Origin of the sequence: Aureibacillus halotolerans (assembly GCF_004363045.1) — a bacterium.
In the GTDB taxonomy this organism is placed as follows: domain Bacteria; phylum Bacillota; class Bacilli; order Bacillales; family DSM-28697; genus Aureibacillus; species Aureibacillus halotolerans.
The window spans coordinates 66,806-84,451 of sequence record NZ_SNYJ01000003.1; the positions used below are offsets into that span (position 1 = coordinate 66,806).

Genomic DNA, 17,646 nt, shown 5'->3' on the forward strand with positions numbered 1-17,646 from the left:
CACCGATGGGCACATTTTTTATATGTTGTGACTAAAGTTTCAATCACGCATGCTTCTGCTTCGCAATATAAGCTGCAAACGATTTAGCGAGCTCCTTGTAGAGCTGATTGAGTTGAATAAAGGACGCATAATGTCGTGGTCTTGTCGCAATAAAATGCAAGCGTTCCTTCGCGTTAAACGGGCATACCACACGTTCCTCAATATGCTCCTGCCATTGGACGAGCGATGGAACAGTCCTGCGTTCAATCCAATACAGTAATGAGATCAACGCGGAGGTCGCAAGCTGCATGGGCCGTTCTGCGGCTTCTTTGTCGTCTCTGGAGAATGCAGCTTGTATCGGCTTTTGATAGTCCTCCCACCATGTAAACACTTTTTTCATCTCTACATAGGGTGCTTGATAAACTGCCACATGGTCGACGCCTATACTCGCTGCGATATCGATCGCAAATGGTGCCGCCTCCAGCCATTGCTCGATTGATGCTTCCTTTACTGGCAATGGAATAGTGGATGCTGCTGTTGTATAAAACGGTGCGACATTAAATGGTTCTGGCAAAGGAACGATGTTCACGATGCCGCCTCCTTTAACCGTTTTTTTCCTTCACGACAGCTGGGGAGCAATGGACAGTTCGGACAGTTTGGCTGACGTGATTTGCAATGATACCGCCCGAAAAAAATCATCCGATGATGAGCATCGCTCCACATGTCCTCATCAAGCTTGTCCATTAGTGTCTCTTCCACTTGCCGTACGGAATCCTTCCAACGACAAATGCCTAGACGCTTGCTGACCCGTTCAACATGTGTATCAACCGCAATTGCCGGCTCATTGAACGCTACAGAAAGGACGACATTTGCTGTTTTCCTGCCAACACCAGGCAATGCCTCAAGCGCCTGACGATCATGTGGTACTTGCGAGTCGTACTTTTCAATGAGCTCATGTGAGAGGCCCTGAATGTTTTTCGCTTTGTTCCGATACAGTCCGATCGAGCGAATATCGCTTTGTACTTGCTCTAAAGAAACTGAAATAAAGTCCTCTGGCGTTCTGTACGTTTCAAACAACGATGCTGTCACTTTGTTTACGAGCACATCTGTGCATTGTGCTGAGAGAACGACAGCAATTAATAGCTCGAAGGAGTTGCGATGTATAAGCTCACATTCTGCTTCAGGAAACAATTCACCCATCGTTTCTATGGCAGCCTTTGTTTGTTTTTTTGAAAGCATCCGAGTCCCCTCCCTCAGTCCAACCAGTTATAGAAAGGAATGGTCGCTTTTCGTGCTTCCGTTTCAGGCTTGGACTGCTTTTTCCGTGCGCGGAATTGCTTTGCGTGCTCTTGCGCCTGTTCCACCGATTGTATATTGTTTTTTTGCCATTCAAACAAAATACGATCAATGTATCGGAAGCTTAGCTTACCACTTAATACGGCTTCTTTTAGAGCCATCTTAATGAGCCCTGGCTCGTATAAATCCTTATCCAGCCACATGCCGAGCGTTTCGTATTCAATTGGAGATAATGCGCGACCGAATTCATTTTCAAACATAAAAAAGAGTTCCTGCTCAAGCGCCTCATCCTTGGCTTCTGCTTTTTGCTTCTGTTGTTGTGAGATGAGGGCAAACAATCGTGAAAACAACGGATCAAGGGAGTAGCGCTCTGCCTTCATGAACCGGTCATCTGCTGCATCAATGATATCGATCCATCCACGCCGAACGAAGGAAGCAAGCATCGTTTGAACCTCCTCCTCCGTCGCTGACATGCGTTCTGCCATTTCTTCTGGTGTAGGGAATAGGCGCCCTTCCTGTTGAAGATGCCAAAGATGCATAATTGTCATCCACTCCTGATCGTTAAGTCCGAGCTGTCTATATGATCTCATCATTACCGAGGGAATTGAAAAATTTCCTTCATTCATCAAACGCACAAACCATTCATTATCCATCCTTACGCCCCTTTCATTGGTCGTTTTCGACACAGCCAATTAAGGCGTCAAGCGGTTCAACAAGCGTGGGAATGGAATGGTTTCGCGCACATGTTCCGTACCAGAGATCCACGCAACCGTACGTTCTAACCCTAGACCAAAGCCCGCATGAGGCACTGACCCATACTTCCGAAGGTCTAAATACCAACTATAAGACTCATGGTCTAATCCGTGTTCTTTGTAGCGCTCTTCCATGAGGGCAAGGTCATCAATTCGTGCAGAGCCACCAATGATTTCCCCATACCCTTCAGGAGCAATCAAATCAGCACATTCTACAACGTCCGGGTTGGTTGGATCTGGCTTCATATAGAAGGCTTTTAATGACGTAGGATAATGCGTAATAAAGACAGGTTTATCAAACGCCTCTGCAATGGCTGTTTCATGAGGTGCACCAAAATCATCCCCCCAAGAAATGTCCGAAAAACCCTTCTCGTGTAAAAGCGCCAGAGCGTCCGTATATGTAATGCGTGGAAATGGCGCCTTAATTTTCTCAAGCACATCCGTGTCGCGACCTAACGTCTCAAGCTCGATCTGACAATTGTCAAGCACTGCTTGAACGATAGAAGTGACGTACGTCTCCTGCACTTCTAGGCTTTCCTCATGCGTACAAAATGCCATCTCAGGCTCTATCATCCAAAACTCAATCAAATGACGACGTGTTTTCGATTTTTCTGCCCGAAATGTCGGACCAAAGGAAAATACCTTGCCTAGTGCCATTGCGGCAGCTTCCATATACAACTGACCAGACTGTGACAAATAGGCATCTTCATCGAAGTATTTCGTGTGAAACAGCTCGGTCGTTCCTTCGGCAGACGTTGACGTTAAAATCGGTGCGTCGACTTTAACAAAATGACGGTCTTGGAAAAAGGCAAACGTTGCACGAATAATCTCGTTACGTATTTTCATAATCGCGTGCTGTCTTTTTGACCGCAACCAAATATGGCGATGGTCCATGAGAAACTCTGTTCCATGCTCCTTAGGCGTGATCGGATAATCAACCGCTTCATGAATGACTTCTATTCCCGTCACTTCTAGCTCTATTCCTAAAGGGGATCGATCATCTTCTTTAACGAGCCCTTGAACATATAAAGATGTTTCCTGTGTGAGTGATTTCGCTTTTTGAAACATTTCTTCATCCGTTGCTTTGACGACGACACCTTGAATAAACCCCGTGCCATCACGCAGCTGCAAGAAGGCGATTTTTCCACTGGAGCGTTTATTGTTCAGCCAGCCTCCGATTGTCACTTGTTGGCCAACACATTGCTTGGCTTCGATAATTGTCGTTTTATTCATTTTTGAGAACCCCTTTTTCTAAACTCTTTTTTCATATTTAGCCTACGATACTTGTAAGAAGTACAACAGTGCCTTATGTCGTGCGTTTTAAGGAAATGGATTCGATAAATTCGCCAGTTTGAAAGGCATAAAATTCATAGTACTGGCGACCGTCCTGAGCGATGTACACGACTGACCAAACAGGCTTCTCATCTTTAATTCCAAGCTTGACAGACAAAAATTTCTCTGGATTTCGTTCGGTCTTAACCTTATCTATAAGCGCTGTTTTACTAACGCCGTCCGATTCTTTTCGTAAAACGATTTTGCTTCCCTCTTCTTGAGGAAACACCCAAGCAATATGGGGCTCCTGTTCGTATTGGCCACGAATGACCTGAACGGCAACGTCTCCATAATACGTCGTTGTTTCACTGATTTCCATTGATGGATAAGCAGCGAGCACCGTCTCTCTTGCTGTTCCCTGCTCCTGCACCATCGGTTCTCTGGCGGTGACGTATGTATCAATCAGCAGCCAGGTCATCAGAACGACAACAACCGTTACACCACTCCAAATGCGCGTTTTCATCAAGTACGGTAAATCGTAAACACGGCTTGCTGCTTGTCCTTCTCATCTAACGCCAAACCAAACATGAGGTCATCATACTTTAACGTTCGATTGAGTAAGTCTACGATTTTGTATAAGTCTTTATGGTTGTCTAATGAGACGGTTGCTAGCGTTTGTATTCCTTTGTCACTCATTAATGGTCGCCCCTCTTCGTATCATCGATTCACGTCCATCCTCTCTATGTATGGACATGCTTGCTAAAACGAAACACATGCAACACTTCAGTGTGTCTCTTTTATTTAGTATAGCAGTAGATGCGAAAAACGTCATTGGTCGTTTCATCTGCATGCGCATATTGCTCAAAAATGCCCTCTAGGCACAAGGATTACCTAGAGGGCGACTATTTATAAGATCGTACTAGCTTCTTCTTGGGAGATGAGCTGTTGGACACGATTGTGTTGGTCCAAAATCGCGATTTTTGGAGAAAAGGAGATGAGCTCCTCCGCCGAAAATAGTCCATACGCCATAATAATCACTTGATCGCCTTCTTGGACAAGGCGCGCTGCTGCTCCATTTAAACAAATGACTCCACTACCTCGTTCTCCTGGGATGATGTACGTTTCCAGCCTTGCTCCATTGTTATTGTTCACAACTTGGACGCGTTCGTGGACAATCATTCCCACTTGATCTAGCAAATCCTCGTCGATCGTAATGCTGCCTACATAACGAAGGTTGGCTTCGGTTACAGTGGCATTGTGAAGCTTTGCATACATCATCGATTTCATCATTCTTCTCCTCCCTCCTTTACTACATTATCGATTAGACGAGCGGATGGAAATTGAACAGCAACCGCCGCAATCCAAGGCGCTGACAGATCTTTAACGGGTTGAAGGTCGGGAAAACTGTACAACGTTGCGTAATCCACCTTGCCTAAGGATAAATTCTCCTCCAGAAACGCTTGCCACTTGTTTTCAATCGCTTCGCTAGACGTAGAATCACCTGCATTTTTTATTAATGTCTCAACTACACTTAAGCTTTTATACAGGATGCTTGCCTCTTGACGTTCGCCTTCTGTAAGGCGGCTATTTCGAGAACTTTTCGCAAGGCCATCCTCTTCACGTACAGTGGCAACGGTACGTATCTCAATCGGCAGAAAATATTCCTTGACCATGCCTTTTACGACAGCTACTTGTTGAGCATCCTTTCGACCAAAATACGCACGGTTGGGTTGCGTTAATTGAAACAGCTTTAATACAACAATTAGAACGCCATCAAAATGACCCGGTCTTGAAGCACCACATAGCTTCGTTGCCGCTTCCCCTGCGGACATGGAAGCAAGCAGGTCACGTTGAGGGTACATCTCGCTTGCCGCCGGTGTAAACACGACATCCACCCCATGTCGTTTCGCAACGTCAAGATCTGTTTCAAGTGACCGTGGATACGTTTCAAAATCTTCATTAGGCCCAAATTGAGTAGGGTTAACGAAAATGCTGAGGACAACAAGGTCATTTTCCAGCCTTGCCTGCTTTAACAACGCTGCATGACCTTCATGGAGAAACCCCATTGTTGGAACAAACCCAATCGTTTTGCCATCACTGCGCTGCTGAGTTGCCCAACGTTGCATGTCTATTGCATGGCGAATTTGGTTCATGACTGCTGCCACGCTTTCTTTTCTTCTTCTGGCATTGAGAAGGTATGCTCAGGAAACTGTCTGCTTCGTGTTTCGTTTACATAGACTTGTAGTGCGTCACCCATACGTTCGTAGCTGTTGTCATAGCTTTTGACAAACGACGGCGCTGAATGCGGGCTATAACTAAGCACGTCGTGGTAAACGAGCACCTGACCGTCTGTCGCTTTGCCAGCACCAATACCAATCACAGGGACCTCTAAGTCTTTCGCGAGCACCTCAGCGACTTCTGCAGGCACGCATTCGACAACGACAGCACACGCCCCTGCGTCCTCTAACGCATGCGCATCCTCAAGCAATGTCTTTGCTTCCACTGCTGTTTTGCCTTGCACACGATACCCACCTAACACACCAACAGATTGTGGGGTAAGACCAAGATGACCAACCACTGGTACACCAGCTGACACAAGCGCACGTACAGTTGTTGAAATTTCTGCTCCACCTTCAAGCTTTACCGCATGTGCACCTGTTTGCTGCATGATTTGACGTGCATGTCTGTTCGTTTCTTCATGAGACCCGTGGTAGCTCATAAACGGCATATCGACAACAATAAGCGTTTCAGGTGCCCCACGCTTCACCGCTTTTGCATGATGGATCATGTCGTCCACAGTGACCGGAACTGTAGACTCATAGCCTAAAACAACCATCCCAAGGGAATCACCAACAAGAATAATGTCTACCCCAGCTTCTTCTGCGAGGCGTGCTGAAGGGTAATCATATGCCGTAAGCATGACAATCGGTTCCGCGTTCGTTTTTTTCTTTTGCATTTGACGAAATGTTTTCATAGTTCCTCCTCATAGAAAGAGGACGATCATAGCAACGAGGCTTCCGTCCTAGTCTTTTACGTTAGATCCAGGCAGAACATTGCCATCATCGATCCTGTGGTGCAGCTCTTTCATGTGAAAGCACACGTCCAGCATGAGGACGTCTTTGGTCGTTCAATTTGTGCATGTGCTTGATGGAAGGATGCTGCCCTTAATCGATTTTTAGTATAGCACATTTAATGTCCAATATCAGTCGTATACACTTGATGCTCAATGCCATTTTCCGCCTTCACCTTCAACGAACCATTCGTAGAAAGACCCGTGACCACACCATCAACCCCTTGCACCGAAACTCTTTTTCCAATCGTTTCTGCCCGTGCTTCCCAAAGCAGCCGAATTGGATCGAAGCCCTCCACACGGTAGGCTGAATAGAGCCTCTCAAAACTTGAACAAATATGCTGAACTACAGCCATTCGCGAAAATTCTTTCCCTGTTTGACTCACTAACGACGTCGCTTTATTTCGAATATCCTCCGGAAAAGCATCCTCCGGCTCATTCACATTAATGCCAATACCGATGATCGCCGCAATGACGCGATCTGGCTCTGAAATCGTTTCCGTCAATATACCTGCCACTTTTTTTGTTGACATATGCACATCATTCGGCCATTTAATTTGACATGACACGTCTGTTACAGCCTCTAACGCATCGGCGACAGCTACGGCCATGAGGAGGGTGAGCTGCGGAGCAATGTGCAGAGGCAAATTCGGCTTGACGAGCACACTCATGGCAATGTTTTTGTTTTTCCCACCATGCCAGGCACGCTGTAGCCTTCCACGTCCCGACGTTTGTTCATTTGTTAATACGATCGTTCCTTCGGGAGCCCCTTGTTGAACAAGCTCGAGCAGTCGTGTTTGCGTAGAAGGCAACGCCTCGTATAAGTGAACAAATTGACCAAATACGGTCGTTTCCATCCCTGCAAGTAAGCTGTTTTCGGTCATCGCTTCCGGGACTGAAACAAGGCGGTACCCCTTACGATTGACGGCTTCGATCGCAAAACCTTCAGATTGCAGTTCTTTGACGTGTTTCCAGATTGCGGCACGTGAGCATTCGAGCTCCTTTGCCGCCTCCTCGCCCGAGAGGAACACGCCTGGGTGAGCTTGAAACAACGCAAACAGCCTCCGTTTAATGGTGCTCATCAAACCACTCCTTTAATGCGATGTTGTCGTTTACGATGTCCTGCTGAACGACGAGCTTCTCCGCCTGAGCTAATACGTCTTCAATCCAAGGCCCTGGGGAACGACCTGTCCACGCTAAAAGATCTCGTCCTGTCATTTGCAGCTCATGACGATGGTGAATCGGTAGCGAATTAAATCGCTCTGCAAGCTCACTGGCAGTGATGTGTTCCGTTTGGGTGGTTCGTCTCATTGCTTTCCAGGCAAACGTTGCGTTTCTTTCGCCGACACGATACAGAGCCTCTGGTGTAAATCCCGTTGTCTTAAGCCTATCAATGGCCTGCAATTTTTCTGTGACGTCTTTACTTCGTGTTCGTGACTGCTTCCATGCTCGAAGAAAAGCCACAGAGTCACTTGGGGACATCTCTGCTAGCAGAAACAAAAAGGCCCATCTCTCAGCAGTTGTCGACCACTCATCACAGTGTGCACCAAAGGCGGGCAAGGCGGGTCCTATTTTTTCTCCAAGTGGGAGTTGTGCTTGAAGGCCTGATGACAGCCATACATCTACCGCGTCTCGATCCGCACACGCCAACCATTTCGTCCATTCCTCTGCCACTCGTTCGATGGACGTATGCGCAATATATCGTGCAAGACGTTGAATGGCCTCCTTCGTTTCTGCTGCCAACGAAAAGCCTAAAACGGCTGAAAAACGTAGTGCCCTCATCATACGCAGTGGGTCCTCCATAAAGCGTTCCTCTGCATTTCCAACGGCAAGAATTTCTTTACGTTCAATGGCTTCCTGGCCACCAAAAGGATCATAAAGAAGACCATGACGGTCCATAGCCATGGCATTCATAGTGAAGTCTCTCCGCTGCAGATCTTCATTAAGATCACGAATAAACGTCACTTCCGAGGGGCGTCTAAAATCTTCGTACGTCCCTTCAGATCGAAATGTCGTCACCTCATAGGAGGACTGCTTGAGAAGCACAAGAACGGTTCCATGTTGAAGCCCCGTTGGAACCGTTTTGTCAAAGATTTGTATAACTTCGTCCGGCGTCGCAGAAGTCGCAATATCAATATCATGAATGGATCTTTTCATGACATAATCACGAATACAACCACCTACAAAATAGGCTTGATGCCCGTGCTCTTCAAGAGCATGAAGCACGCTGAGGCCTTCTTTCAGTGGAGATTTCACGTTGCGTCCCTCCGAATCGTATTTAAATAAAGCGTTTCATATTGCGAGACAATTTCTTCAGAGGAAAATCGCCTTTTAACCGCTTCTCTGGCAGCAATTTGCATACGTTTCTGCGTGTCTTCTGAAGATAGAATGGATAGGGATTTCTCAGCAATGCTATCGATATCTCCAATATCCGCCAAATACCCCGTCACATCTTCTTCAATGACTTCAGGAATTCCCCCCGCTCTTGTTCCTACGGACGGCACGCCACACGCCATGGCCTCAAGAAGAACAAGACCAAAACTCTCTTTTTCAGACAGAAGCAACTTGAGCTGACTAATGGAAAACAAGTCCGCTAAATTATCCTGTTTTCCTAAAAGTAACACGTCGTCTGTTAAGTTCTCTGTGTGGATCTGTTTACGTACCTCGGTCATATCAGGGCCGTCGCCAACCAATAATAATTTCGCTGGCATCGCATCCCGAATTTTTCGAAACACCTTTACAACATCGGGCGTTCGCTTTACTTTACGGAAATTGGACACATGAATCACAACTGCTTCATGCGCTTTGATTCCGTATTCCTCTCGCAAAGCATCATTTCCTTGGTGCGTGTAAATACGTTCATCTACGAAATTGTAGATCGTTTCAATTGGCACAGTCGTCCCAAGGTAGTCTCTCGTTTGGGAGGCAAGGCTGTTTGATACAGCCGTCACCGCATCTGACTGGTCGATGCCAAAACGAATCATGTCACTCAAACTCGCATCCTGCCCGAGAATGGTAATATCAGTTCCATGAAGTGTTGTGACGATGGCAATGTCTCGCTTACACATTTGCTTCGCCAAAAACGCACAAATGGCGTGTGGCATCGCGTAATGCACATGCAATATGTCTAATTCCTCACGATCAATCACTTCCGCCATTTTGCTCGCTAACGACAAATCATACGGCGGGTATTGGAACACGGAATATTGGTTGATTTCAACTTCATGGTAGTAGATATTGGCATACAAGCGGTTTAATCGAAAAGGAACACTAGAGGCAATAAAATGGATTTGATGACCACGCTCGGCAAGCAGCTTTCCAAGCTCTGTAGCAATGACACCAGAGCCTCCTACAGTTGGGTAACAAGTAATGCCGATCTTCATTCTAGCCTTGCCCCCCTCGAACCATATCCATTGAGAAAAGCAGCGGTTTCTCGGTTAAAAATCCTTCTGCAAAGGTGAGACCAACTTCTTTCCCCATTAAACGATCTCGTCCCTCTAACGCCTCCAAATAGCCATACGTTAGCGGCGTTTGAACGTCAGAAGACTCGCCGAATTGCGTTGTATAGGCAAGGAGGCTCTGTTTTTTCTTCTCATAAGACGAGCCAATATCCACTACAAAATCAGGATTATGGAAGCCATTAATCATGTAATAATATAAAGAGACGCCTTTGATAGAACGTCCTGCATCAGGAGCGAATTTTTGAATTCCTGCAGAAAATACCGCCTCTTTCACAAGCGAAGACGCATGTGCATGATCAGGATGACGATCATGAGGAAATGGAGCAAACACGGCTTTTGGTCGCTGTGTTCGAATTAACTCGACCAGAAAGGCCAATGCTTCAGTTCGAACATTCTGCAACCCACGGTCTGGAAACTGAGCATTTTCTCTCGTCGCCCCTAAAACCTCCGCTGCTCTGCTCGCCTCAATCCTCCTCGTTTCAACCGTTCCATTCGAGCTCATTTCACCTTCTGTTAAATCGACAATATGAACCTGAATTTCATGCGCTGCCCAAGTTGCAATGGCTCCTCCCATTCCAATCTCTACATCGTCAGGGTGCGCCCCAATGGCCAACACATCAGTCAATTTGATCCTCTTCCTTTCCATGCACAAGCTTTCGCCAATTCAAGTCACCGCGCTCTAAGCCATGGATAAAGATCTCTGCCCCGCCAAGATTTGTTGCGAGTGGAATCGCATACACGTCACATAAACGGATTAACGCCATAATATCGGGTTCATGTGGTTGAGCCGTTAACGGGTCTCTAAAAAACAACACCATATCCATTTCATTTTCGGCAATCATGGCACCAATCTGTTGATCCCCGCCTAAAGGACCGGATTGAAAACGGTGCACTGAAAGGCCAGTCGCTTCAGCAATTCTCGTGCCTGTCGTGCCAGTTGCATAAAGGCAATGGTCTTTCAAAACATGCTGATACGCCATAGCAAACTGTACAAGTTCATCTTTTTTCTTATCATGTGCGATCATCGCAATGTTCATCTTCAAAGCGACAGCCTCCTCTGCTCTCTATTCGATCAATTCATCCAATCCATACACGAGCTCATCTAAGCTTCGCACGGTTTCAACCGCAAGCCGGACGCCGGACATAAAACTTGAGCGGTGAATTGAATCATGTTGTATCGTCAACGTTTCCCCTTCTCCTCCAAAGACAACCTGCTGGTGAGCAACCAGACCCGGAAGACGCATAGAGTGGACATGAATGCCGTCGACGTCAGCCCCTCTTGCCCCTGAGATCGTCTCTTTCTCATCCGGATGACCTTGAGTTTTAGACGATCGTGTTTGCTGAATCATCTCTACCGTTTTCACAGCCGTTCCACTTGGCGCGTCCAGCTTCTGATCATGATGCTTTTCTACGATCTCAACATCAGGCAAATAGCGGGCAGCCATCTGTGAAAATTTCATCATGAGCACAGCGCCGATCGCAAAATTAGGTGCGATAATACAGCCGGTTTGCTGTTCTTTCGCAAGCGCACGAATGTCGCCAAGGTCCATTTCAGAGAAACCACTTGTGCCAATAACGGACGGTAGACGCGACTGAAGGGCAAGCATCGTATGCTTCTTCCCAGCTTCAGGGTTTGTCAGATCAATCAGCACGTCTGCCTCTATCGTAGACATGCAATGCGCAGCGTCTGTATAAATGGTTCCCCCAACATCAATTCCTGTCACATCAGACACCCTTTCACCTTCATGCGTATGGTCAATTGCGGCCACGAGCTGAAAGTGATCGGTCGTTTGGATTAAGCGCAACGCTTCCTGCCCCATTTTCCCACGTGGTCCTGCAAGGATGATTCGTATGGTGTTCATGTTATGTACGCTCCTTATCCTCGATCTTCGTCCAACGATCTCGGTCTCTTGTTTTAAATTTATGCATCACTTGCTCATGTGCTTCTTCTAGTGAAATGTTCAATGAATTTGCCAGACAGACAAGCACAAACAGCACGTCCCCCATCTCTTCCTGGATAGAGCGCTCATCTTCAGTCGCTTTTTTTGGTTTTTCTCCATGATAATGATTAATATCTCTGGCTAACTCGCCCATTTCCTCGGTAAGTCTGGCCATCAACGCGAGTGGAGAGAAATACCCTTCCTTAAATTGCCCGATGTACTCATCCACATCCGTTTGAATGTGCTCCATGCTTTTCGTCATCGTATTCACCTGCCCTGCCATCTGTTTATCGTTCGAATGCATGTTCATGCATGAGGAATTTCTCTTAAGTGCAGTCCTATTGTATCGAAAATGAGACCAATCAGCCACTTTTTTGCCGGATTGCCCACGATTCACAAAAGCATAGTAGCAGCAACTCTTACGAATGGTAACACAAAATGAGCAAAAGTTTTTGAAGGAAAGATCACTTATTCCTCTTGAGAAAGCCTCCTTCCCACTAGCCTTAAATTTTTTTAGCGACCAATGTGAAGAGAGTTTACAATGAACAAATGCATGCGAGCATTACAAAAACAAGCGCACAATGGCTTGCATTACACTTCCTTACTCAACTCAACTTGCCTAAACCTACAATTAATTGTTGTGTTTGCTTTTTATACAAGCTGCCATACGCTCGCTTTCACCCTAAAAGGTACAAGTGCATCATCGATTCGAAAGGACCTCCTCGTGTTTTCTTTGCCGCTGGAGTCTCGCTAGTGGCTGCTTTTAATGATGCACTTCCTTGTCTTGTTTGCTAAAGTAAAAAACAGCTTAACTCACTTTTCCATCTTCCCAATGATACGAGAACGAGACCCAATAAAACCAATTTACGCAGAAACAAACATGAGCGTAGTCAAAATACGCAGACTCCTGCGGGAACAGCCCGAGCTGAAGATCCCCTTGGAAAGCAAGACTCCGAGGAAGCTGAAGCCGTGCCCGCGGAAAGCGAAGTATTTTGAAGAAGCGACCGTGATTTCTTCGCACCCTAAAGGGTACAAGTGCATCATCGATACGAAAGGACCTCCTCGTGTTTTCTTAGCCGCTGGAGTCTCGCTAGTGGCTGCTTTTAATGATGCACTTCCTTGTCTTGTTTGCTAAAGTAAAAAACAGCTTAACTCACTTTTCCATCTTCCCAATGATACGAGAACGAGACCCAATAAAACCAATTTACGCAGAAACAAACATGAGCGTAGTCAAAATACGCAGACTCCTGCGGGAACAGCCCGAGCTGAAGATCCCCTTGGAAAGCAAGACTCCGAGGAAGCTGAAGCCGTGCCCGCGGAAAGCGAAGTATTTTGACGAAGCGACCGTGATTTCTTCGCACCCTAAAAGGTACAAGTGCATCATCGATTCGAAAGGACCTCCTCGTGTTTTCTTTGCTACTAGTTATTTAGACCTTAGAACCGCTTAGTTACAAAAATGATATCTTTTAGAAAAAACAGGATGTCGAACGTTACTCTTACGAAGTTCCCTCAAAACCAAAAAACCGTTTGAGCTCTCTACACGTATTCGGTATACTTTGGAAGGCAATGTATATTGAGGGAGGATCACGCAAATGTTAGGGCTTCGTTTTAAGAACATCGCTATGATTTTATTTGGCTCCGCAATTTTTTCATTTGGCATCGTGCATTTTAATATGGAGAACGATCTCGCAGAAGGTGGCTTTACTGGAATTACATTGCTGCTCTATTTTATGTACTCCATAGACCCTGCACTGTCAAATATCATTTTAAACATTCCTGTCTTTTTTATCGGGTGGAAATACTTAGGAAGAACAACGTTTTTGTATACAATCATTGGAACACTGAGTGTTTCGTTGTTTTTATCGATCTTTCAAAATGTGACCCACCTATCGATGCCGCTAAAAAATGACATGACGCTCGCCGCTTTATTTGCTGGTGTCTTTATCGGAGTTGGTCTCGGCATCGTCTTCCGCTATGGAGGCACAACTGGCGGTGTAGACATAATTGCTAGACTTATTAGCAATTACACAGGGGTTTCCATCGGACGTGCAATGTTTGTCTTTGATGCGATTGTGATTGGCGCTTCCATCGTTCTTTACTTGAACTACACACAAGGCATGTACACACTCGTCGCTGTGTTTATCGGTGCGAAAGTGATTGATTTCATGCAGGAAACGGCCTATTCTGCAAAAGGCGCCTTTATTATTTCTGCCCATCATGAAAAAATTGCTGACGAAATTATGAACATCATGGGACGTGGCGTAACAACATTTAAAGCCGAGGGTAGTTACAGCAAAGAAGAACGGCACGTATTGTACTGTGTTGTCGCACGAAACGAAATCGTCCGTTTGAAAAACGTTGTCCAACACGTCGATCATCATGCCTTTGTGACGATAAGTGAAGTGAAAGATGTCCTCGGAGAAGGATTTACTTTCGATGAGCAAAAGAAACCGTTGCATCCTTAGCATCTGAGGGACATAGCTTACTTGATAAGTAAGACATTATTCTACGAAAAAAACCGGCAGTCCCAAAAGGGTGCCGGTTTTTTACATCTAATCAAAGCTGGTCAATACACAACGTAGCGGGTAAAACGACGAGCGCTTTTTTCCACAACGTTCACTAATCACTTGACCTTGCAAGCAGAATCAATCTTAAAAGCTCCATTACAGCGACAACAGCAGCGGCTACATATGTCAAGGCTGCTGCGTTAAGTACCTTTTTAGCGGAGCGTTCTTCATCATTTTGCACAACACCGAGAGACACCACCTGATCCATCGCGCGGCTAGACGCATTAAACTCCACAGGCAATGTCACGAATTGAAACAAGACGGCAAAGGCCATAAAAGCAATGCCAAGCCAAATCAATCCCGTCAAGCTTGAAAAGAACCCAATCAGAATTAGAATGTAAGCGAAATTCGATCCTAAGTTAGCTAATGGGATGAGCGAATGCCGAAAGCGAAGAAAAGCGTAGTCCTCAGCATCCTGCATCGCATGACCCACCTCATGAGCCGCCACAGCTGTCCCGGCAATTGACCGTCCATGATAAATCTGACTCGACAGATTAACAGTTTTATTGCCTGGATTGTAATGGTCTGATAAAAACCCTTTCGTTTCCTGAACAGAGACATCATAAATCCCGTTTTGTTGGAGAATAAGCTGTGCCACTTCAGCCCCTGTCATGCCTCTCATTGCGGGGACCTTTGAATATTTTTTGTAAGTACGTTTAACACGAAACTGTGCCCAAAGTGGGATAATAAGCAGTAACGCAAAATATAGCAAGTAATCCACTAAATGACCTCCTCACATTAACAATATATCTATACTATCCCCAAAAAGACAGTTCGTTGTCAATGATCTTGATTCTGCTGATGTGTTCGCTTACGCTCTCGTTGCTCTCCTCGATACTTTCGCCAAGCTGTATAAAATAATGTTAAAAAAACGATGCCGCCAAGAGTGAAAAGCACCCAATAAAATGAAGGATCCGTTTCATCTTCAGTCGTTTCTCCATAAAGCTCACGTAGTGTCTGCTGGATGGTTTCTAAAATGGCATGACTTTCCTTAGATTCCACAAACACATGGCGTTGCCGTTCAAGCATGACGAGTTGAGATTGCAATTTTTCAGCAGCCTCTTGGGAAACAGTCGCTTGAACTGAAGGACGAATCATTTCACAAAGCAGTAAAAAGTGATTCAATGCGCGTTGAAAGTCTCTAGCTTCCTGCTGTTCTACCGTAGACTTCAAGGTGTCAAATGCCTCATACATTGAATTAGCGGTTTCCATCCAGAGAGGACGCTCAGGGCGTTGGAGTGCATCAACGAGCAGCCTGAATTTAGCCACTTCTATATAGCGTTGCTGATCGTCCATCGCGGCTTGTGTGACAGCTTGCTTAGCATCCTTATAACTCATGCTTAATAAATACATATCATCCATCGAGAGCTTCAACTGCGAGGTATGTTCGGTAAACGCATCCTCTGATAAATAGAGCAGCGTTTCTTTTGCCTTTTCATATTCTTTTTGTTGCGTTTCTTTTAATGCGCGATCTGCAATCGTACTAAGATCTTTCCATGCCTGCGTGTTCGCCTCGACTTGAGCGTGCGTTGGCTGCCATCCGATGCTGAGGAGCACCCCGATACACAACGCCATGACAAAGAGCTTCGTTTGTCCATATGTCACGGTTGTCCACCCCCCTTTCACACCCATCTTATGAGGCTGAGTGGAGGTGTATGCGTGTTGTAGAAAGTTTTACTCATCCAGCATAGTACATCGGGTCTTTAATCGCCCAATGGTCGACGAAATGAAGCATTACGTACACCTAACCAATACGCTAGTGCAAGCGAAAGCACAGTTAACCAGAACGTAAAATAGCCAATTTGTGGAACATACAAATCCAGCGCTGGATAACGCGGCAGCTGACCAAACACATAATCAATGACGTCGTTATGGAACGTCCAAATCGCTGCAACCGTTAGATGACGCATGGAAAATCGGTAAAATGGAGCGTAAAGGAGGGCTTGAACCGCCATTGCACCGTGTGATGCAACGAGCATCCAGGCCAAAGCCCCCATATATCCTGTTTCAGCCCATGTTAGCAAATTCATTGCGACGGCCCATACACCATATTTAAAGAGAGTGACAAAGGCGAGGGCTTCTATCCAGCGATTATGCTTTTTGACGAGGAAGCAGCCTAAAACGATTGTAAAAAACAAGCTAGCGGTTGGACTGTCTGGCACAAAAATATAAAAAATAGCGGCGGTATCGTCAAGCTGGGTTCGGTACCAGTAATAGCCATATAATGTACCTAAAGCATTGACAATAAACAAAAGCGATACAATCAATCGATTTCCAAAAAATGCAGCAATCAATGGGCATTCTCCCTACTCCCCAACTAGTGGGGTGGCTTGAAATAAAAAAAAGCTGACTGCTATATACAGTCAGCTACAGGCTGTTACCAAACGCTCGTTTCACTCGTTGCTTTGCTTGGTCCGCCACTCATTGACTTGTAAACGCAATGAGTGACTCCCAAGTCAACCCATCTCATAAGAGTTACGTTAAAACCTCTTTAGACTCTGGGCTTAGCTTCTCACGAATGAACTTTCTTATTCTGGTTCCAGAGCGGAAATAAATTCAGCTAGCTGCTGCAATTCTTCGTCCGATCCTTGGAACTGTCCAGCAGGCATTGAACCAACACCATTCTGGGCAATATCAGCGATCTCTTCTGGTGCTAATCCAGTGCCAATTAATGAAGGTCCAACGTTCGGAACCCCTTGAAGAGCGTCCCCATGACAGTTGACGCAAGATTGTGCCTGAAACACCTGATACCCAGGGTCATTTTCATCAATATCTGCTGTTGGTGTCTCTTGAATTTTCCCTTGCTCTGCCGCTGCAGCCCAGTCATGTGTGATGACAGACTCCCACGTCAAAAATGTAACCGATACAAGTCCCATTAACATCATGCCTGTTGCAATGGGTCGCTTTGCAGGACGTCGGTCTTTTCCTGTATCGAGAAATGGTGCAATCAACAAAGCTGTGAAAGCAATTCCAGGAATAACAAGTGCACCTATCACAGTATATGGTCCAGAAGCAAACTCATATTTCAATAACTGATACATAAATAGGAAATACCAGTCTGGCAATGGGATATAGCTTGTATTCGTTGGATCTGCTGGTGCCTCCAAAGGAGACGCATGAGCCACAGTTAATGTTAAATAACCTACAAGAAAGACGGCCCCAACGAGCCATTCTTTCAGCAAAAAGTTTGGCAAAAACGCCTCTGTTTTGCCTGGAAACTCGGAATAGTCTTTCGGTATATTTGGCTTGCGCTCTGCTGGCACACGCGAGTCACCGACAAACTTCATTCCTTTTCCGCGATGCATCGCA

21 protein-coding genes are annotated in these 17,646 nt (G+C 45.8%); 1 reads left to right on the forward strand and 20 read right to left on the reverse strand.

Translation table 11 applies throughout. The features are described from left to right. Positions 1 to 43: 43 nt before the first annotated feature. From EV213_RS04800 to EV213_RS04875, 16 genes are all read right to left on the reverse strand, one after another. Positions 44 to 568, reverse strand: a complete 525-nt coding sequence (locus tag EV213_RS04800) for a YpoC family protein (RefSeq protein WP_133579368.1) — start codon at positions 566 to 568, stop codon at positions 44 to 46. Then, a complete protein-coding gene (gene nth, locus EV213_RS04805; protein WP_133579369.1) occupies positions 565 to 1,218 on the reverse strand; it encodes an endonuclease III in 654 nt (217 codons plus the stop codon). The genes EV213_RS04800 and nth overlap by 4 nt, the downstream gene beginning before the upstream one ends. 14 nt (positions 1,219 to 1,232) lie before the next feature. Continuing rightward, entirely contained in the window at positions 1,233 to 1,928 is a 696-nt protein-coding gene (locus EV213_RS04810) for a DnaD domain-containing protein (protein ID WP_133579370.1), read from the reverse strand. 39 nt (positions 1,929 to 1,967) lie between these two features. Continuing rightward, entirely contained in the window at positions 1,968 to 3,260 is a 1,293-nt protein-coding gene (asnS, locus tag EV213_RS04815) for an asparagine--tRNA ligase (protein ID WP_133579371.1), read from the reverse strand. Positions 3,261 to 3,333: 73 nt separating this feature from the next. After that, the gene (locus tag EV213_RS04820) at positions 3,334 to 3,825 is read right to left on the reverse strand and encodes a hypothetical protein (RefSeq protein WP_208112711.1); all 492 of its coding nucleotides are present in this window, start codon (positions 3,823 to 3,825) and stop codon (positions 3,334 to 3,336) included. Further along, a complete protein-coding gene (locus EV213_RS04825; RefSeq protein WP_133579373.1) occupies positions 3,822 to 3,995 on the reverse strand; it encodes a YpmA family protein in 174 nt (57 codons plus the stop codon). Before EV213_RS04825 ends, EV213_RS04820 begins: the two co-directional genes overlap by 4 nt. A gap of 210 nt (positions 3,996 to 4,205) precedes the next feature. After that, positions 4,206 to 4,589 carry an aspartate 1-decarboxylase gene (panD, locus tag EV213_RS04830; protein WP_133579374.1) on the reverse strand — a complete coding sequence of 128 codons (384 nt, stop codon included), beginning with the start codon at positions 4,587 to 4,589 and terminating at the stop codon, positions 4,206 to 4,208. Continuing rightward, positions 4,586 to 5,452: a pantoate--beta-alanine ligase gene (panC, locus tag EV213_RS04835; RefSeq protein ID WP_133579593.1), complete on the reverse strand. Its 867-nt coding sequence runs from the start codon at positions 5,450 to 5,452 to the stop codon at positions 4,586 to 4,588. Before panC ends, panD begins: the two co-directional genes overlap by 4 nt. Beyond that, positions 5,449 to 6,273 (reverse strand): 3-methyl-2-oxobutanoate hydroxymethyltransferase, encoded by an 825-nt coding sequence (gene panB / locus EV213_RS04840; protein ID WP_133579375.1) that lies wholly within the window; start codon positions 6,271 to 6,273, stop codon positions 5,449 to 5,451. The genes panC and panB overlap by 4 nt, the downstream gene beginning before the upstream one ends. Before the next feature lie 215 nt (positions 6,274 to 6,488). Further along, complete coding sequence (locus EV213_RS04845; protein ID WP_133579376.1) at positions 6,489 to 7,451, reverse strand: biotin--[acetyl-CoA-carboxylase] ligase; 963 nt, start codon at positions 7,449 to 7,451, stop codon at positions 6,489 to 6,491. Beyond that, on the reverse strand, positions 7,438 to 8,625 hold the full coding sequence (locus EV213_RS04850; RefSeq protein ID WP_133579377.1) for a CCA tRNA nucleotidyltransferase: 1,188 nt from the start codon (positions 8,623 to 8,625) through the stop codon (positions 7,438 to 7,440). The genes EV213_RS04845 and EV213_RS04850 overlap by 14 nt, the downstream gene beginning before the upstream one ends. Further along, positions 8,622 to 9,752 carry an N-acetyl-alpha-D-glucosaminyl L-malate synthase BshA gene (gene bshA, locus EV213_RS04855; RefSeq protein WP_133579378.1) on the reverse strand — a complete coding sequence of 377 codons (1,131 nt, stop codon included), beginning with the start codon at positions 9,750 to 9,752 and terminating at the stop codon, positions 8,622 to 8,624. Before bshA ends, EV213_RS04850 begins: the two co-directional genes overlap by 4 nt. Position 9,753: 1 nt before the next feature. Next, entirely contained in the window at positions 9,754 to 10,476 is a 723-nt protein-coding gene (bshB1, locus tag EV213_RS04860; RefSeq protein ID WP_133579379.1) for a bacillithiol biosynthesis deacetylase BshB1, read from the reverse strand. Next, the gene (gene mgsA, locus EV213_RS04865) at positions 10,448 to 10,867 is read right to left on the reverse strand and encodes a methylglyoxal synthase (protein ID WP_133579594.1); all 420 of its coding nucleotides are present in this window, start codon (positions 10,865 to 10,867) and stop codon (positions 10,448 to 10,450) included. Before mgsA ends, bshB1 begins: the two co-directional genes overlap by 29 nt. Before the next feature lie 27 nt (positions 10,868 to 10,894). Beyond that, positions 10,895 to 11,692 carry a 4-hydroxy-tetrahydrodipicolinate reductase gene (gene dapB, locus EV213_RS04870; RefSeq protein WP_133579380.1) on the reverse strand — a complete coding sequence of 266 codons (798 nt, stop codon included), beginning with the start codon at positions 11,690 to 11,692 and terminating at the stop codon, positions 10,895 to 10,897. A gap of 1 nt (position 11,693) precedes the next feature. Next, positions 11,694 to 12,032, reverse strand: coding sequence for a nucleotide pyrophosphohydrolase (locus tag EV213_RS04875; protein WP_133579595.1), 339 nt, complete (start codon positions 12,030 to 12,032; stop codon positions 11,694 to 11,696). 1,330 nt (positions 12,033 to 13,362) lie between these two features. Here EV213_RS04875 and EV213_RS04880 point away from each other — a divergent pair. After that, a complete protein-coding gene (locus EV213_RS04880) occupies positions 13,363 to 14,235 on the forward strand; it encodes a YitT family protein (protein ID WP_133579381.1) in 873 nt (290 codons plus the stop codon). 154 nt (positions 14,236 to 14,389) lie between these two features. Here EV213_RS04880 and EV213_RS04885 read toward each other — a convergent pair whose 3' ends face one another. The 4 genes from EV213_RS04885 to EV213_RS04900 form a co-directional block, all read right to left on the reverse strand. Next, on the reverse strand, positions 14,390 to 15,058 hold the full coding sequence (locus tag EV213_RS04885) for a zinc metallopeptidase (protein ID WP_133579382.1): 669 nt from the start codon (positions 15,056 to 15,058) through the stop codon (positions 14,390 to 14,392). 59 nt (positions 15,059 to 15,117) lie between these two features. Then, positions 15,118 to 15,942 carry a sporulation protein YpjB gene (locus EV213_RS04890; RefSeq protein ID WP_166639159.1) on the reverse strand — a complete coding sequence of 275 codons (825 nt, stop codon included), beginning with the start codon at positions 15,940 to 15,942 and terminating at the stop codon, positions 15,118 to 15,120. Between the two features lie 98 nt (positions 15,943 to 16,040). Further along, positions 16,041 to 16,631, reverse strand: coding sequence for a lipoprotein heptaprenylglyceryl N-acetyltransferase LhaT (lhaT, locus tag EV213_RS04895; protein ID WP_133579384.1), 591 nt, complete (start codon positions 16,629 to 16,631; stop codon positions 16,041 to 16,043). Positions 16,632 to 16,865: 234 nt separating this feature from the next. After that, the gene (locus tag EV213_RS04900; RefSeq protein WP_133579385.1) at positions 16,866 to 17,642 is read right to left on the reverse strand and encodes a menaquinol-cytochrome c reductase cytochrome b/c subunit; all 777 of its coding nucleotides are present in this window, start codon (positions 17,640 to 17,642) and stop codon (positions 16,866 to 16,868) included. Positions 17,643 to 17,646 lie beyond the last annotated feature (4 nt).

Excerpts from the sequence above, each read along its gene's own strand:
- panC (WP_133579593.1), bottom strand. The coding sequence starts at position 5,452 with ATGAACCAAATTCGCCATGCAATAGACATGCAACGTTGGGCAACTCAG.
- asnS (WP_133579371.1), bottom strand. The coding sequence starts at position 3,260 with ATGAATAAAACGACAATTATCGAAGCCAAGCAATGTGTTGGCCAACAA.
- panB (WP_133579375.1), bottom strand. The coding sequence starts at position 6,273 with ATGAAAACATTTCGTCAAATGCAAAAGAAAAAAACGAACGCGGAACCG.
- EV213_RS04845 (WP_133579376.1), bottom strand. The coding sequence starts at position 7,451 with ATGAGCACCATTAAACGGAGGCTGTTTGCGTTGTTTCAAGCTCACCCA.
- EV213_RS04875 (WP_133579595.1), bottom strand. The coding sequence starts at position 12,032 with ATGACGAAAAGCATGGAGCACATTCAAACGGATGTGGATGAGTACATC.
- panD (WP_133579374.1), bottom strand. The coding sequence starts at position 4,589 with ATGATGAAATCGATGATGTATGCAAAGCTTCACAATGCCACTGTAACC.
- EV213_RS04810 (WP_133579370.1), bottom strand. The coding sequence starts at position 1,928 with ATGGATAATGAATGGTTTGTGCGTTTGATGAATGAAGGAAATTTTTCA.
- nth (WP_133579369.1), bottom strand. The coding sequence starts at position 1,218 with ATGCTTTCAAAAAAACAAACAAAGGCTGCCATAGAAACGATGGGTGAA.
- bshA (WP_133579378.1), bottom strand. The coding sequence starts at position 9,752 with ATGAAGATCGGCATTACTTGTTACCCAACTGTAGGAGGCTCTGGTGTC.
- EV213_RS04825 (WP_133579373.1), bottom strand. The coding sequence starts at position 3,995 with ATGAGTGACAAAGGAATACAAACGCTAGCAACCGTCTCATTAGACAAC.
- EV213_RS04880 (WP_133579381.1), top strand. The coding sequence starts at position 13,363 with ATGTTAGGGCTTCGTTTTAAGAACATCGCTATGATTTTATTTGGCTCC.
- bshB1 (WP_133579379.1), bottom strand. The coding sequence starts at position 10,476 with ATGGAAAGGAAGAGGATCAAATTGACTGATGTGTTGGCCATTGGGGCG.
- mgsA (WP_133579594.1), bottom strand. The coding sequence starts at position 10,867 with ATGAACATTGCGATGATCGCACATGATAAGAAAAAAGATGAACTTGTA.
- dapB (WP_133579380.1), bottom strand. The coding sequence starts at position 11,692 with ATGAACACCATACGAATCATCCTTGCAGGACCACGTGGGAAAATGGGG.
- EV213_RS04900 (WP_133579385.1), bottom strand. The coding sequence starts at position 17,642 with ATGCATCGCGGAAAAGGAATGAAGTTTGTCGGTGACTCGCGTGTGCCA.